The sequence below is a fragment of the Streptomyces sp. NPDC032126 genome, assembly GCF_055580085.1.
Window position 1 is genome coordinate 1 of record NZ_JBVIMA010000003.1, and the last position, 15,562, is coordinate 15,562.

Consider the following 15,562-nt stretch of genomic DNA (forward strand, 5'->3'; position numbering starts at 1 on the left):
CTCAAGGAACGGTCGCTTCCTTTGTACTCACCCTCTCGGGCTTTCCTCCGGGCGCTTCCCTTCGGTCTTGCGTTTCCGACTCTATCAGATCTTTTCTCGATCCGATTTCCTCGGTGCTTTCCGGTTCCCGCTCTCGCGTTTCCCTTCCGGCGTTTCCGACTCTATCAGATCCTCGCGGTGTCTGATTCCCAGTCAGCGGGTTTTGCCTTCGCGGCTGTTGGGCCGTTCCGACGTCTCAAACCTTAGCGGATCCTTCCCGGCAAGTCCTAATCGGCTGCCGGACCCAAATCGAATTGAATTCGGGCACGCCGAAAACAACCCCGCTTGGAGTGATCGTGCTGGTGGTTTGTGGTGCCGCTTCTGCGGCGGAGTGCTGCCGGAGAACCGTTACGGCTCTGCGACAACCCGAAGAACTCTACGGATCGGGCAGGGGGGTGTCAAGTGGCCCCTGTCAAGATCTTTTAGGAGTCCACAGGAGGCCCTCAGTCCAGGTCGCTGAGCCGGCCGCCCGCGTCCGGCTGGGCGTGCTCGACGCGCCGGAGGAGCCTCGTCAGGACGTCGCCCAGCGTCGCGCGCTCCTCCGGGGAGAGGTCCTGGAGCAGGTCCTCCTCGAAGACCGAGGCGAGGCGCATGGCCTCCAGCCACTTCTCGCGCCCCTCGGGGGTGAGCTCCACAATCACCCGAACGCGGTTGGACTCGTCCCGCTCGCGGGTGACCAGGCCCTCGGTGACCATGCGGTCGATCCGATGGGTCATGGCGGCCGGCGTGAGGCCGAGGCGCTTGGCGAGGTCGCTCGGGCCCATCCGGTACGGGGCGCCGGAGAGGACGAGGGCCTTGAGGACCTCCCAGTCGGCGCTGCTGATGCCGAGGGCGGCGGTCTGACGGCCGTAGGCGACGTTCATCCGCCGGTTCAGTCGGGACAGGGCCGAGACGATCTTCTCGACCTGGGGGTCGAGGTCCCGGAACTCGCGCTGGTAGGCGGCGATCTGCTCTTCGAGTGTCGGCTCGCTGCCGAGGCCGATGCCGTCGGGGGTGTCACCCATGGGCGTCAGTATCGCATGGGGTCGTTGGCGTTGAAGTCCTTCGGTGTGTAGAGTTTAGCTTCGAAATTTATCTTCGAAGTCTTCGGTTCTAAGTACTGAGACTCTCCACTACCTAAGAGGGGTGAACGTGACCAGGGCGAAGGGCGCTGCGATGCGCCGGATCCACGTGGGCAACGCACTCAGCGCGTTCGGGCTCGGCTTCACCGTTCCCTACCTGTACGTCTATGTGGCGCAGGTGCGGGGGCTCGGGGCCATGACGGCGGGGCTCGTCCTCGCCGTCTTCGCCGTGGCCGCGCTGATCGTGCTGCCGTTCGCCGGCCGGGCGATCGTGCGGCGCGGTCCGCTTCCGGTGCTGCTCACCGCTCTGGTCACCGCAGCCGTGGGGGCGCTGAGCCTGGGGCTCGCCGGCAACGCCATCGCCGTACTGGCCTCGGCCGCCGCGCTGGGTGCCGGACAGGCCGTGATGCAGCCGGCGCTCGCCACGATGATCGTCGACTGCTCCACGTCGGAGACGCGGTCGCGGGCCTTCGCCATGCAGTTCTTCCTGCAGAACCTCGGGCTCGGTGTCGGCGGGCTCATCGGCGGCCATCTCGTCGACACCACGCGCGCGTCCTCCTTCACGCTGCTCTTCGCGATCGAGGCGGCGATGTTCCTGCTGCTGGTCGTGGTGATGGCGACGGTGCGGATGCCGCACGCGCCGCGGGTCGTGGACGCGCCGCAGGGGTCGACGGGCAGCGGCTGGAAGCAGCTGCTCGGCAATCGGGCCATGGTGCAGCTGTGCGTCCTGGGCTTTGTGCTGTTCTTCGCGTGTTACGGCCAGTTCGAGTCGGGGCTGAGCGCCTACGGCGTCGAGGCGGCCGGGATCTCCACATCCGCGCTGGGGACGGCGCTGGCGGCGAACACGCTGATGATCGTGGTCGCGCAGTTCGCCGTGCTGAGGTTCGTGGAGCGGCGCCGCCGCTCGCGGGTGATCGCGAGCGTGGGGCTGCTCTGGGCCGTGGCGTGGGGTGTCGCAGGGTACGCGGGGCTCGGGCACGGCAGCCAGGAGATGGCCACGGCGGCCTTCGTGGCGACGTACGCGCTGTTCGGGCTGGGTGAGGCGATGCTGTCGCCGACGGTCGCCCCGCTGGTGGCCGATCTGGCGCCGAGCGGGCTGGCCGGGCAGTACAACTCGGCCTTCGCCCTGGTGAAGCAGCTGGCGCTGGCGGTCGGGCCGGCGGTGGGCGGGCCCATGGGCGCGTCGCTGCACGCGCCGTACGTGGTGACGTTCCTGCTGTTCTCCCTCGGCATCACCGTGCTGGCGCTGCGGCTGGGGCGGCGGCTCACCGCCGTACAGGACCAGCCGTGGCGCGCGCGGCAGCGGATCGTCGCGCGTGGGCCGGCGGTGGCGGAGCCGGTCGCCGCGGAGGCGTGAGCGGAAGGTCCACGGTGGGCTGAGCCGGTGGCCCCGGCTCGGCTCACCTCGCGTATGCCCGGAGAGGCTCTCCTCCTACTCTCCGGACTCCTTCTTCAGGGCGAACTCGCACCACACCGCCTTGCCGCCGCCCGGGGTTCTTCTGCTGCCCCAGTTGGAGGCGATCGTCGCCACGATGGCGATGCCTCGGCCCGACTCGTCGGCCGGTTCCGCTCTTCGGCGGCGGGGGAGGTGGTCGTCGCCGTCGGTGACCTCGATGATCAGGCGGCGGTCGGTGCGGCGCAGGCGCAGGCGCATGGGGGGTGTGCCGTGCTGGAGGGAGTTGGCGACCAGCTCGCTCGCCGCCAGGACGCCGAGGTCGTGCAGGTCGACGGGGAAGCGCCAGCTGGTCAGGACGCCGGAGGCGAAGGCACGCGCGCGGGGGGCCGCTTCGACGCCGCCGAGGAGTTCCAGGGCGGCGTTGCGGAAGAGTTCGCCGTCGGTGCCCGTGCGGGCCGGCTGTTGCAGGACGAGGACCGCCACGTCGTCGTCGTGGTCGGCCGTCACGCCCGCCGAGCGGACCAGGCGGTCGCAGATCACCTGGGGGGTGCCGGTGGCGCCGGCGAGGGCGCCTTCCAGCGCCGCGATTCCCTCGTCCAGGTCTTCGTTCCTGCGTTCGACCAGGCCGTCCGTGTAGAGGACGGCCGTGGAGCCGGGGCCTAGGGGGACCGAGCCCGAGGCGTGCATCCAGCCGCCGGTGCCGAGCGGGGGGCCGGTGGGTTCGTCGGCGCGCTGGACGGTTCCGCTCTCGTCGCGGACCAGGATCGGCAGGTGGCCCGCGGAGGCATACACCAGCCGGCCCTCGTTGGGGTCGTGGACGGCGTAGACGCAGGTGGCGATCTGGTTGGCGTCGATCTCGGTGGCGAGGCCGTCGAGGAGTTGCAGGACCTCGTGGGGTGGAAGGTCGAGGCGGGCGTACGCGCGTACCGCGGTGCGCAGCTGGCCCATCACGGCCGCCGCCCGTACGCCTCGGCCCATCACGTCGCCGATCACCAGGGCCGTGCGGCCGCCGCCGAGGGTGATGACGTCGTACCAGTCGCCGCCGACCGCGGCCTCGGTGCCGCCGGGCTGGTAGGTCGCCGCGATGCGCAGGTCGTCCGGCTGTTCGAGTTCCTGGGGGAGCAGGGAGCGCTGGAGGGTCACCGCGGTCTCGCGCTGGCGGCGCTCGCTGGCGCGCAGGCGCTCGGCCGCTTCGGCGTGGTCGGTGACGTCGGTGGCGAAGATCAGGACCGCTCCCTCGTCCTCGCCCTCGGTGACGGGGGTGCAGGTGAAGGTGTAGGAGCGGCCGTCGGGGGCCTTGCGGGACTTCAGGGTGCGGGGCTTGCCGCTGCGCAGGGCCTGGTCGAGCAGGGGCAGGAGGCCCAGGTCGCGCAGTTCGGGGAGGGTCTGGGCGGCGGGTTCGCCGGGTGGGCGGAGGCCGAAGGCCGACTCGTAGGCGTCGTTGACGTAGGCGAGGCGGTGGTCGGGGCCGTGCACCAGGGCGACGAGGGCCGGGACGCGGTCGAGGACCTCACGGACGGGGAGGTGGTCGACGGCCGGGGCGGGGGGCGGCTCGTCGGTGAGTTGTTCGGCGCGGGCCGCGGGTACGGAGCCCTCGCTCCGCCGGTCGGGGGTGACCGGGTGGTCGGCCCGCGCGGCGGCGCGGCGCTGCGTTCCGGGGAGTCGGGCGCTCCAGCGCGTGAAGTTCACGAATCCTTGCCTCGTGTAGTCGTCGTCGGCCGGGTCGGGGGGCGGCCTGGGCTCCGGGAGCGGCGCGGCGGTGGCCGCACGGTGTCGCAGCACCCGGGAAAAGCAGCACTTGGGAACAGCCTCGTGGGTCGCGGGGCGGGCGGTGGCCCGCCGGGGCTCGGGAGCAGTCTGGCAGTGTGGCCGTCCGGGCCGACAATCGTCAGACGCCGGGGCGGTCGGTGGAGTTCCTGGATCCGGTGAGGTCTACCCCTTCGGGTCGTCGTCGCCGGTTTCCTGGCGCCGTTCGCTGTCGGGGTGGTCCGTGCGGTGGGTCTTCTGGCTGTCAGAAGGCTTTCCACCGGCGGCGAGTTCGAACTCCGCGCGGGGATGTTCGAGGGAGCCGAGGGAGACGATCTCCCGTTTGAAGAGGCCCGACAGGGTCCATTCGGCGAGCACGCGCGCCTTGCGGTTGAAGGTGGGCACGCGGCTGAGGTGGTAGGCGCGGTGCATGAACCAGGCGGGGTAGCCCTTGAGTCTGCGCCCGTAGACGTGGGCGACGCCCTGGTGGAGGCCGAGGGAGGCGACCGAGCCGACGTACGCGTGCGCGTACGGCTGCGGTGGCTCGCCGCGCAGGGAGCGCGCGATGTTGTCGCCGAGGAGTTTGGCCTGGCGGACGGCGTGCTGGGCGGTGGGGGCGGTTTCCCGGCCGGGTTCGGCGGCGGTGACGTCGGGGACGGCGGCGGCGTCGCCGGCGGCCCACGCGTGCGTGGTGCCCTCGACGGTCAGTTCGGGGGTGCAGCGCAGGCGGCCCTGCTCGGTGCGGGGGAGGTCGGTGGCGGCGAGCAGGGGGTGGGGTCTGACGCCGGCGGTCCACACGACCGTACGGGTGGGGAAGCGGGAGCCGTCGCTGAGGACGGCGACGCGGTGGGCGCAGGAGTCGAGGCGGGTTTTCAGCCGTACGTCGATGTTGCGGCGGCGCAGTTCGCTGACCGTGTAGCGGCCCATGTCCTCGCCGACCTCCGGGAGGATCCGGTCGGTGGCCTCGACGAGGATCCACTTCATGTCCTCGGGCTGGATGTTGTGGTAGTACCGCGCGGCGTAGCGGGCCATGTCCTCCAGCTCGCCGAGGGCTTCCACGCCCGCGAAGCCGCCGCCCACGAAGACGAAGGTGAGGGCCGCGTCGCGGAGGGCGGGGTCGCGGGTGGAGGAGGCGATGTCCATCTGTTCGATGACGTGGTTGCGCAGGCCGATGGCCTCTTCGAGGGTCTTGAAGCCGATGGCGTGGTCGGCGAGGCCGGGGACGGGGAGGGTGCGGGAGACCGAGCCGGGGGCGAGCACGAGTTCGTCGTACGACAGGTGCGCGGGGCCGGTGCCCTCCTCGTCGGTGGCGAGGGTGGTGAGGGTGGCGGTGCGTTTGGCGTGGTCGATGGCGGTGACCTCGCCGATGACGACGTGGCAGTGGGGCAGGACGCGGCGCAGTGGGACGACGACGTGGCGGGGGGAGATGGAGCCCGCGGCGGCCTCGGGCAGGAAGGGCTGGTACGTCATGTACGGGTCGGGGGTGACGACCGTGATCTCCGCGTCTCCGCGCTTCAGTTCGCTTTTCAACTTTCGCTGGAGTCGCAGTGCCGTGTACATCCCGACGTAGCCACCACCGACAACGAGAATGCGCGCACGTTCCTTCACCATCCCATGACGCACCCGACTCCGTTGTTTGTCCACAGCCCCGGCAATTTGTGTGACCGCGGGCCGCGCGCGGCCAGGGTTGGCCGAATCGCTGAGGTGCGCGGTCGGTTCGCAGGTCAGAAGGTGTGCGCCGGGGTGCGGAAGGGGTTGCAATCGGGACGTATGCGACCCGTACTCCGATCGGGGGGCGCTCCGTGCGGAACCTCCCCCTTCTGAATTGACTCCCTCTCAACTATGTTCGTGTGTCGACGGGGTGTAGGGGGAGGTGTCTCTTCGGATCCGCGAAGGGCGGGCCCGAGGACACGAGCCCGGTTTCCACGCGCCCCGGCATTCGATGGCGGGGAGAGTCTCCGGGGGGAGACGTCATTACCGGGGGAACATTCATGCACATTCAGGACTCTCATTGGTCATCCGCGTCCGCCCTGGCCACCAGCGGGGCGTTGAACGCGGCAGCGGGCAACGGACGGGAGGTATCGCGCTCGGCGCCGCTGCGCGTGGACGCGCAGCGCAATCTGGAGCACGTGCTGCGGGCGGCGCGCGAGGTGTTCGGCGAGCTGGGGTACGGCGCGCCGATGGAGGACGTGGCGCGGCGCGCCCGGGTCGGTGTCGGCACGGTGTACCGGCGCTTCCCCAGCAAGGACGTCCTGGTGCGGCGGATAGCCGAGGAGGAGACCTCGCGGCTGACCGACCAGGCCCGGACGGCGCTGGGGCAGGAGGACGAGCCGTGGTCGGCGCTGTCGCGCTTCCTGCGCACGTCCGTGGCCTCAGGTGCCGGGCGGCTGCTGCCGCCGCAGGTGCTGCGGGTCGGCGTGGCGGAGGACGCCGCCGAGGAGGCGCGGGTGCCGCAGCAGCGGACCCAGCCGGGCGGCGGTGAACTGCGGCTGGTGGCCGAGGGCGCACCGGTGCTGGGCGACGACGACGCCGGGGCGGCCGAGCTGCTCGATGTCGTGGGCCAACTCGTGGAGCGGGCGCGGGCGGCGGGCGAACTGCGGCCCGACGTATCGGTGTCGGACGTCCTGCTGGTCATCGCGACGGCGGCGCCCTCGCTGCCGGACCCGGCCCAGCAGGCGGCGGCGTCGGCCCGGCTGCTGGACATCCTGCTGGAGGGACTGCGCTCCCGCCCGTCGGTGTGAGGCCGCGAGGCCTTCCCCTCGGGTTCGGGCGGGGCCCGTCAAGGGCTTCCGGCGAGCGTGACTCGATCGAGTGATGGCGGGGTGGGACGGTGTGACGGCACATCGCCCCACCCCACCGAACCGGACAACCGGGCATTCCCGGCAAAGATCTCAACAGCTGCCCCGTGAGCGGTGGTTGAACCTACCCCGTTCGAGTGGCTGTCGATAGCGCGCCATGACAAGTCCGCTCGGACGAGTGGATGACCCCGCCCTTGCCTTACTGACGAAATTTCCCTGTGGCACTCTGACCCGGTGGTCGGGACCGGTAGGGCAGGCGGCGGGGGCTTTCCGCGATGAGCGTTGACGGACGTGACGAGTCACTCGGGGACGGCGAAGCGGAGACCGGCGGCCGGACCTCACCCCAGGTGCCGAGCCAGGGCGGCCGCGCGGCCAGACCCCCGGGCGGCGGCCCGGTCCCCACGCCGCCGGAGAACAGCGTCCCGGCCCAGCGCGAACGGCACGAGGACGGCATCCTGCCACCGCCGCGCGACCTCCCGCCCGCCGACGCCGACCTGATCACCCGGATGCGGTCCGGCGACGACACCGCCTACGAGGAGCTGTACCGGCGCCACGCCGACGCCGTACGCCGCTACGCGCGCACCTGCTGCCGGGACGCCCACACCGCGGACGACCTCACCGCCGAGGTCTTCGCGCGCATGCTCCAGGCCGTGCGCGGCGGCTCCGGGCCCGAGCACGCAGTCCGCGCCTACCTGTTCACCTCCGTGCGGCGCGTCGCCGCGAACTGGACCCGGTCCGCCAGACGGGAACAGCTCGTCGACGACTTCGCCCTGTTCGCCGCGCAGGCCGCCCGCTCCACCGAGATCTCCGACGACGACACCCTGGAACTCGGCGCCGACGTGCGCGCCATGCACGAGGCCGAGCAGTCCATGGCCATGCGGGCCTTCCGCTCGCTGCCCGAGCGCTGGCAGGCCGTGCTGTGGCACACCGAGGTCGAGGACGAGTCGCCGAGCGAGGTCGCGGTCCTCTTCGGCCTCGACGCCAACGGCACGCGCGTGCTCGCCAGCCGCGCCCGCGAGGGCCTCAAGCAGGCCTACCTCCAGGCCCACGTCAGCTCCACCCTCACCAGCGACGAGGAGTGCTCCCGCTACGCCGACCAGCTCGGCACCTACGCCCGCCGCCGGCTGCGCGTGCGGGCCGAACGCGGACTGCGCAAGCACCTGGAGGAATGCGCCCGGTGCCGGCTGGCCGCCACCCAGATCGAGGAGGTCGCCGGCAGCATTCCCGCCGTCGTGCCGATCGCGGTCATCGGCTGGTTCGGCGCCGCCGGGTACGCCAAGGCGCTCGCGCTCATCGCGGGCGGAGCCGGTGCCGGGGCGGCGGGAGCCGCGGGTGCGGCCGCCGCGGCGGGCGGTTCCTCCGGCGGGGCGAGCGCCGGTGGCGCCGCGGTCTCGGAAGGCGTGGGCGCGCCGGTGAAGGCCGGTATCGCGGCCGGTGTGGTCGCCGTCGCGGCGGCCGCCGTCGCGCTCGCGCTGATCGGCGACGACTCACCCGCGCGCAAGCCGGAGGCCAGGCCGCCCGCCTCCGCGCCGGTCGTCGCACCCGAGCCGCTGACTCCGACGCCCACCCCCACACCCGCACCGCCCGAGCCCCGGGCCGAGCCGGTCGTCGAACCGGCCCCGACGCCCACCCCCACACCCACGCCGACACCCAAACCGTCGCCGACCCCGACACCCACCCCCACACCGACCCCGAGCCCCACCCCGACACCGACCCCGACGCCCCCTCCCCCGCCACCCCCGCCGCCCCCCGCGGTCTACGAGCTGAGCGAGCTGTCCTTCGACGTCACCGGCGACGGCACCGGCCCCGAGATCCGGCTCGCCGGCAGCAGCTGGGTGTGGCAGCGCTCCGGGGTGTCCGTCGCCGGGCAGCAGTACGCGCGCGGGGTGACCGTCCACGGCGACTCCTCCATCACCGTCGACCTCAACCGCGCGTGCACCTCCTACGACGCGCTCGTGGGCGTCGACGACCTGACCATGAAGCTCGGGCAGCTGTACTTCTCCGTCTACGGCGACGGGGTCCGGCTGTGGCGCTCCGGCCGTGTCAAGGGCGGCGACCCCGCCGTCCCCGTCCATGTGGACATCGCCGGCTACCGGACCGTACGGCTCGTCGTCGAGCCCCACAGCCACTTCGACCCGGTGGCCCTCGGGGACTGGGCGGAGTCGAAGTTCAGCTGCTCCTAGGGCTGTTCTCCCGCGCCGTGGCGGCGGCCCGCACCGCCTCGGTGAGTTCGGCGAGGGCGTCCTGGGGGGTGAGGGCGGTGCCGCGCGCGTGCTCGGCGGAGTAGCGCTCGGAGCCCAGAGCGGTAAGGGCCTCCGCGGCGGTCTGCTCGGCGCGGGTGAGCTCCGGGCCGGGACTCGGCAGACCTGCGCGCAACTGGTCGGCGGCGGCCAGCAGGCGTACCGCGCGCGGGAAGTCGCCGAACCGGCCCAGCAGGTCCGCGGCGACGCCCACGACTCCCGCGGTCACCGGTTCCGCGCAGGAGGCGGCCAGCGCCCGCTCCAAGGCGTCGGCGAGGATCGGCAGGCCGTGCGCCGGGCCGGACTCGGCGGCCGTGACGCTCGCGTCGACCATGTCCAGCGCCGCCGTGAACTGCGGCGGCGGAGTCCCCCTCGCCGTCTGCGCCCGCGCCGCGTCACACCACTCCCGCGCGCGCGGGATGTCCTGCTCGTCCAGCGCGAGGAAGGCCCGCAGCAGCGCGATGAACGCCCGGGCGTCCGGCACCCCGTAGCGATCGGCGGCCACGCTCGCCTCGTCGAGTGCGGTCAGGGCTCCGGAGCGGTCGCCGGAGCGGTAGGCGATCTCCGCGAGCCGGGCCAGGAGGAACGGTGTCTCGGTGTGCGCGCCGACCTCGTACGCCAGGCGCAGCGAGGCGGAGTACTCCTGTTCCGCCTCCGCGAAACGGGCGCGGGCCATGGCCGCCTCGCCGGCCGCGCTGTGCACCTGCGCGGTGATCCAGCGGTCGCCGGTGCGCCGGCCGAGCTCCCGCAGCTCCGCCAGGTCCTCGTCCACGCCCCGCATGCCGCCGCGGGTGTCGACCACCGTGTGCGTGCGGATCATCAGGGTGCAGGCGAGTTCCCAGTCACCGCCGTGCCTGCGGCAGTTGGCGACCGCCCGGTCCAGGGTGCGGCGGACGTCCACCGAGCCGCGCAGCTCGAACGCCGTCATGGGCCAGATCAGGCCGGGCATGCGGGCCGCCTCCGGGCCGCCCCGCTCGTAGTGCGTGCGCAGCCGGGTCAGGTACGCCCGGTGATGCGGGTCGTCCCAGCGGGTCTTCGGCTCGCTCTCCGACAGCATGAACATGTGCTGCATGCGCAGGTTCATCCGCAGGATCTGACGGGGGTGCCCCTCCTCGGCCTCGGGGTCGGCGAGGAAGGCCCCCATGGGGTCGACCTCGGCCATGCGGGAGCGGAGGTCGGTGGGGGTGGCGGGGGCCCCGGTGGCCTCGGCGGACTCGGCGGCGATGGTGTCCAGGGCCACGCCCAGGCGGAGGGCGCGGTCGGTCCAGGCGGCGCCCTCCTGGCGGTAGTTGCGCAGCCACCAGAACCAGCCCATGGAGAGGCAGAGCGCGCCCGCCTCCACCTCGTCGCCCGCCGTCAGGGCGCGGTCGATCGCCACGCGGATGTTGTCGAGCTCGGCCTCCAGGCGGGCGATCCACGGAAGCTGCTCGGCGGAACGCAGCAGCGGCTCGGCCCGCTCGACGAGCGCGCGCACCCACGCGCGGTGCCGGCGCTCGGCCGCCGCGCGCAGCCCGGGGACCTCGGCCGCGCGCTCCACGGCGTACTCGTGGATGGTCTCCAGCATGCGGTAGCGCATGCCGTCGCCGCCGTCCCGCTCGCACGGGGTGGCGACGACCAGGGACTTGTCGACGAGCGCGCCGACGGCCTCGGCGACCGGGCCCGTGCACACCGTCTCCGCCGCCTCCAGGTCCCAGCCGCCGGCGAACACGGACAGCTCGCGCAGCACCGTCCGCTCCTGCTCGTCGAGCAGGTCCCAGGACCAGTCGACGACCGCCCGCAGGGTCTGCTGGCGGGGCAGGACCCTGCGGCTTCCGGAGGTGAGGAGGCGGAAGCGGTCGTCGAGGCGGTCGGCGATCTGGCGGGGCGTCAGCAGCCGCAGCCGGGCGGCGGCCAGCTCGATGGCGAGGGGCAGGCCGTCCAGGCGGCGGCAGATCTCCGCCACCGCCTCCTCGTCGCGCGGTCCGGCGGCCGCGGCGGGGCGGACGGCCGCCGCGCGCTCCTGGAAGAGGCGGTGTGCCTGGTCGGGGACGAGGGGTTCGACCGGGCGGACCGACTCGCCGGGGACACCCAGGGGTTCACGGCTGGTGGCGAGGATCGTGAGCCCCGGGCAGCGGGTCAGGAGGGTCTCGGCGAGGCCGGCGGCCGCGTCGATGACATGCTCGCAGTTGTCAAGGATCAGGAGTTGGCTGCGCGGGGCGCAGTACTCGACGAGCAGGGCGACCGGGTCGTCCTGCTGGAGCGCCAGATCGGTGGTCATCAGAGCGGTCTCGCGCAGACCGAGGGCGCTGACCACCGCACCCGGCACCGCCTCCGGCCGGTCGAGCCGGGCGAGCTCGACGAGCCACGCCTGGGGGAGGCCGGCGGCGGCCTCCTCGGCGAGGCGGGTCTTTCCCGAGCCGCCCGGTCCGGTGAGGGTGACCAGGCGGGCCCTGTGCATATCGGAACGGATGGCCGCGATCTCGGGTTCCCGGCCCACGAAAGAGGTAAGTCGTGGACGGATGTTGCCGGTCCGCTCGGGGGGCTGGGGGGCGAGGGCGGCGGTCGGCTTGTGCTGGAGCAACTCCGCGTGCAGGGCCTGGAGTTCCGGGCCGGGGTCCGTGCCCAGGCCGTCGGCGAGGGCGGTGCGGGCGGAGGCGTACGCGGCGAGGGCGTCGGCGGCTCGGCCGGTGTCGCGCAGGGCGCGGATGAGGAGGGCGTGCAGGGGTTCGTCGTACGGGTGGGCGGCGGTGAGTTCCTTCAGGCGCGGTAGGGCGTCCAGGGCGCGGCCGAGGAGCAGGTCGGCCTCGGCCCGTGCACGGGTCGCCTCCAGGTGCAGGGCCTCCGGGCGGGCGGCCGGGGTGCGGTCGGGGAGGTCGGCGAGGGCGGGGCCGCGCCACAGGGCCAGGGCGGTGTCGAGGGTGCGGGACGCCTCGGCGGGGTCGCCGTGGTGGAGGGCGCGGGTGCCGTCGCGTACCAGCCGCTCGAAGACGTAGAGGTCGACGTCGTCCTCGGTGGCGGTGAGGCGGTAGCCGCCGGGCTCGGAGGTGACGGTGTCCTTGCCGAGGGCTCGGCGCAGGCGGCCGACGAGGGCCTGGAGCGCGGCGGGGGCGTCCTGGGGCGGGGTGTCCGGCCAGATCTCGTCGATCAGGGTGTCGGGGGTGGTGACGCGGCCGGGGCGGAGGGCCAGGGCCGTGAGGAGTGCGCGGAGGCGGGGGCCGGGGAGGGGTACGGCTGAGCCGTGGTCGTCCTCTGTCTGGGTGACGCCCAGGATTCTGTACCGCACCGGGACATTGTCGCTGGTGGCCGGAGCGGGGGCACGGGGTTTCCCACTGGGCCGTCCCGCCCGCGGCCACGGCGCCCGGACCCGTCGCTGCCGGGCGGACGCAGAAACGGCCGGACGGGGGGGCGCCGAAGCGGCCGGACAGGAGCCGGGGGGTGCCGGCCCCGGCCAGTTCGCCCGCAGCTTCTCCACGGTCACCGGCGCCTCGGCCGAGAAACGCACACGCATGAGGAACAGCCCGGTGTCGACAGCGTGGCAGCCACCGCACGACCGGCGCCGAAACCGCCGGACAGGCACGGCGGGTGCCGGCCCCGGCCCGACGACAACGCGGCACCCGCCACCGCACGACGGACGCCGAAACAGCCGGACAGGGGCCGGAGGTATCAGCCCCGTCCCGACGACAGTGTGGCTCTGATCGGGGCTATTCCCGCCGGGACCGCGCGGGCGCGGGCCGGGGTGCCTGTCCAGCAGGTGCCTCGGCGGGAGAGGAGGCGGCGCAGCCAGAGTTCGAGGGAGACCAGGTCGGCCAGGCCGTCCAGGGGGAGGGGGTCGCCCGCGGCTCCCGCGCGGAGCGCCTTGCGGATGACCCGGGCCTCGACCAGGCCCGCCTGTGCCAGCAGGGGGGTGTCGAAGAGGCCCATGAGGGGGTCCGTGGCCAGTCTGAGGCCCGCTCTCGCCGCCGCCGCGGTCGAGGCGTGCGAGGGGGCTCCCCAGCCCGGCGGGAGGTCCGCCACGCCCGCGCCCTTGAGGACGGTGCGCAGGATCGCCGCTCTGGCGCCCGGCTGGACGCGCAGTGTCTCGGGGAGGGCCCTGGCCGCGCGGACCACCTGGTTGTCGAGGAAGGGCGCGTGCAGGCGCTGGAAGCGGATCTCCGCGGCCTGTTCCAGGATGCGCAGGTCCGCCGCGTGCCGGGCCAGCGCCGCACGCGCGCGATAGTCGCCGGGCCGCTGACCGGGGCCGACTCCGGCCAGTGAGCGGGTGGCCGCGTCCTGCAGCCGAACCGATACTTCAGCCAGCGCCTCACCCGTCAGCCAGCGCGCCGCCGGCCCCGGAGCGGCCCAGGTCAGCGCGGCGAGGGAGGCCCCGACCGCGCCGCCGGGATCGTCGAAGCGGCGGTCCAGGAGGCGTTCCGCGAGGCTTTCCACGCCCGTCCGGTACGGGGTGCGGGCGAGGCGGCGGGCCGCGCCGTAGACGCGCGCGGGGACGAGGACCGAGCCGTCGGCCTTCGTCAGCGCGGCGACCGGCCGGACCAGATGGCGGCGCTTGCGGTCCATCAGGAGGTCCGCAAGACGGGCCGGGTGGGCGTCCAGGGCCTGGCGGGCGCCGTAGCCGGTGAAGTGGTCGGCGCTGCCCGCGGCGAGGCGGGCGCGGTGCCGGGCGGCCGTCACCAGGCTGGGGCCGGGTTCGTCCGTCAGGGGGCCGTCCAGGTCGGCGTACGGCAGGGTCTCCTCGGCGCCGGTCACCACCACGTGGTGCAGGCGGGGGTTGGCCGCCAGCGTGCCCGCCCGCTCCAGTTCCGCCTCGTGGCCGCCGACCGCGAGGTCGTTGAAGGTGACGGCGAGGAGGCGTTCGCCGGCGCCGGTGCCGTGGCCGAGGACCGTGCCGGGCATGCCGGGCAGGCCCGCGGCGAGCAGGGCGAGGGTGCCGGAGGCCGGTCCGCCGGAGAGGTCCGCGCCGATCCCGGGGACGGGCATCCCGCGCGCGGCGCGCCGTTCGGCGGGGCCCATGCCGGGCACCGGGCCGGGGTCCATGTCGGCGCCGGGGACGTGGCGCGGCGCCGCCAGGCGCGCGCGTACCGCCTCGACGAGGGCGTCGCGCACGCCGTCGACCGCGCGGTCGGGGTCGGTGGGCGCCGCCGCCACGGCGAGGGAGGCGACGGGTTCGTACCCGGCGATCTCGCGCGCGCCCGCGCGCAGGATGAGCGCGTGACCCGGCGGAATGCGGCGCACGCCGTCGTACGGCGTGGAGCCGTACAGGGCCGCGGGTACGTCGGGGGCGGCGAGCAGGGCGGCGAGGTGGACGTAGTCGAGGTTGGCCTCGATGAGGTCGGCCAGGGGCAGCGCGGCCGTGGCGTAGGCGGTGCCGCCCGCCCAGGGCGTGTAGAACACCGGGCGGGCGCCGGCCAGATCGCCGCAGACGGTGATCCGGCGGCCGACCTGGACGACCGCCGTGTAGCTGCCCGCCCAGGCCGTCAGATGGCGCAGCGCGCCCCCGCGCGCGGCGAGCAGTCCCACGCGCAGTTGTTCGTCGGAGGCTCCGCACAGGCCGAGGACGGCGATGCGGGTCTGCGGGTCGAGCCGCACCACGCGGACCTCGTCGGGCCGCCAGTCGCCGACCGCCCACAGCGGATCGGGGTCGCCCCACAGGAGTTGGGAGCCCACGGGGTGCACGGTCTCGCCGTCGGGGCCGACTTGGCCGGCCCGCTCGTCGTAGGACTCGTAGGGGCCGTACGCGCCGTACGTACCGTCGGCGCCGTACGTGCCGTATCCGCCGTAGCCGCCGCGGCCGTCGGCGGTGCTGCTCCATCCCACCAACCACCGCATCGACGCCTCCACGGACTGTGGACAACCAGTGCACCGTACGAACGGTTCACCATGCTGCCACGAAGAACGCGACCAGGAGGGAAGGCGGGACGGCTTGTGATCCGGGGAGTGCGCCCGCGCGAAGTCGCGCACTTTGGCGCGAGTGCCCGCGCGCACCCCGAGCGCTGCGATGCGAATGCGCCCCCGATACGCTCCCCCAAAACGCCTCGCGCGCCCTCGATTTCCATGGTGGGAGGCGTGATGGGCCGTCGCGGGCAGGGTCGATTTTCGGCCAAATCGGTTGCGCACAAAGGATCTTGACTATTCGTCATGTCGAACGTGCGCACGCTCCGTGCACAACGGCACGCCCCGCGCGCCACGCGCCAGTCCGGGAGGCGGACTCCGCCTCCCGGACCGTTCCGCCGCCCGCGGGGATGGAGGCGGCGGTGTCCCCCAGCCCACTGGATCCAGTACAGCGGGCCGACCCACGCAAGCCCCATG

Annotated in this window: 8 protein-coding genes; 3 read left to right on the forward strand and 5 right to left on the reverse strand. The window is 73.6% G+C overall.

The window, feature by feature from the left end; translation table 11 throughout:
- Positions 1 to 482: 482 nt before the first annotated feature.
- On the reverse strand, positions 483 to 1,043 hold the full coding sequence (locus ACZ5NW_RS12965; protein ID WP_468743886.1) for a MarR family winged helix-turn-helix transcriptional regulator: 561 nt from the start codon (positions 1,041 to 1,043) through the stop codon (positions 483 to 485).
- Between the two features lie 151 nt (positions 1,044 to 1,194).
- Here ACZ5NW_RS12965 and ACZ5NW_RS12970 point away from each other — a divergent pair, with 151 nt between their 5' ends.
- Entirely contained in the window at positions 1,195 to 2,457 is a 1,263-nt protein-coding gene (locus ACZ5NW_RS12970; protein WP_468744473.1) for an MFS transporter, read from the forward strand.
- Positions 2,458 to 2,532: 75 nt separating this feature from the next.
- Here the strand turns inward: ACZ5NW_RS12970 and ACZ5NW_RS12975 are convergent, their stop codons facing one another.
- Both ACZ5NW_RS12975 and ACZ5NW_RS12980 read right to left on the reverse strand, forming a co-directional pair.
- Positions 2,533 to 4,185, reverse strand: coding sequence for an ATP-binding SpoIIE family protein phosphatase (locus ACZ5NW_RS12975; RefSeq protein WP_468744474.1), 1,653 nt, complete (start codon positions 4,183 to 4,185; stop codon positions 2,533 to 2,535).
- A 243-nt stretch (positions 4,186 to 4,428) separates the two neighbouring features.
- On the reverse strand, positions 4,429 to 5,853 hold the full coding sequence (locus tag ACZ5NW_RS12980; RefSeq protein ID WP_468743887.1) for an NAD(P)/FAD-dependent oxidoreductase: 1,425 nt from the start codon (positions 5,851 to 5,853) through the stop codon (positions 4,429 to 4,431).
- Positions 5,854 to 6,233: 380 nt separating this feature from the next.
- On the opposite strand from ACZ5NW_RS12980, the gene ACZ5NW_RS12985 reads away from it, so the two are divergent.
- The gene (locus tag ACZ5NW_RS12985) at positions 6,234 to 6,983 is read left to right on the forward strand and encodes a TetR/AcrR family transcriptional regulator (protein WP_468743888.1); all 750 of its coding nucleotides are present in this window, start codon (positions 6,234 to 6,236) and stop codon (positions 6,981 to 6,983) included.
- A 332-nt stretch (positions 6,984 to 7,315) separates the two neighbouring features.
- Positions 7,316 to 9,223 carry a sigma-70 family RNA polymerase sigma factor gene (locus ACZ5NW_RS12990; RefSeq protein WP_468743889.1) on the forward strand — a complete coding sequence of 636 codons (1,908 nt, stop codon included), beginning with the start codon at positions 7,316 to 7,318 and terminating at the stop codon, positions 9,221 to 9,223.
- Here the strand turns inward: ACZ5NW_RS12990 and ACZ5NW_RS12995 are convergent.
- Both ACZ5NW_RS12995 and ACZ5NW_RS13000 read right to left on the reverse strand, forming a co-directional pair.
- The gene (locus ACZ5NW_RS12995) at positions 9,210 to 12,542 is read right to left on the reverse strand and encodes a BTAD domain-containing putative transcriptional regulator (RefSeq protein WP_468743890.1); all 3,333 of its coding nucleotides are present in this window, start codon (positions 12,540 to 12,542) and stop codon (positions 9,210 to 9,212) included. The genes ACZ5NW_RS12990 and ACZ5NW_RS12995 overlap by 14 nt on opposite strands.
- Before the next feature lie 380 nt (positions 12,543 to 12,922).
- Positions 12,923 to 15,082, reverse strand: a complete 2,160-nt coding sequence (locus tag ACZ5NW_RS13000) for an asparagine synthase-related protein (RefSeq protein WP_468743891.1) — start codon at positions 15,080 to 15,082, stop codon at positions 12,923 to 12,925.
- Positions 15,083 to 15,562: the final 480 nt, after the last annotated feature.

Bases quoted from the DNA above. Each gene is read 5' to 3' on its own strand.
- ACZ5NW_RS12970 (WP_468744473.1), top strand. From the start codon at position 1,195: ATGCGCCGGATCCACGTGGGCAACGCACTCAGCGCGTTCGGGCTCGGC.
- ACZ5NW_RS12965 (WP_468743886.1), bottom strand. From the start codon at position 1,043: ATGGGTGACACCCCCGACGGCATCGGCCTCGGCAGCGAGCCGACACTC.
- ACZ5NW_RS13000 (WP_468743891.1), bottom strand. From the start codon at position 15,082: ATGCGGTGGTTGGTGGGATGGAGCAGCACCGCCGACGGCCGCGGCGGC.
- ACZ5NW_RS12990 (WP_468743889.1), top strand. From the start codon at position 7,316: ATGAGCGTTGACGGACGTGACGAGTCACTCGGGGACGGCGAAGCGGAG.
- ACZ5NW_RS12985 (WP_468743888.1), top strand. From the start codon at position 6,234: ATGCACATTCAGGACTCTCATTGGTCATCCGCGTCCGCCCTGGCCACC.
- ACZ5NW_RS12980 (WP_468743887.1), bottom strand. From the start codon at position 5,853: ATGGTGAAGGAACGTGCGCGCATTCTCGTTGTCGGTGGTGGCTACGTC.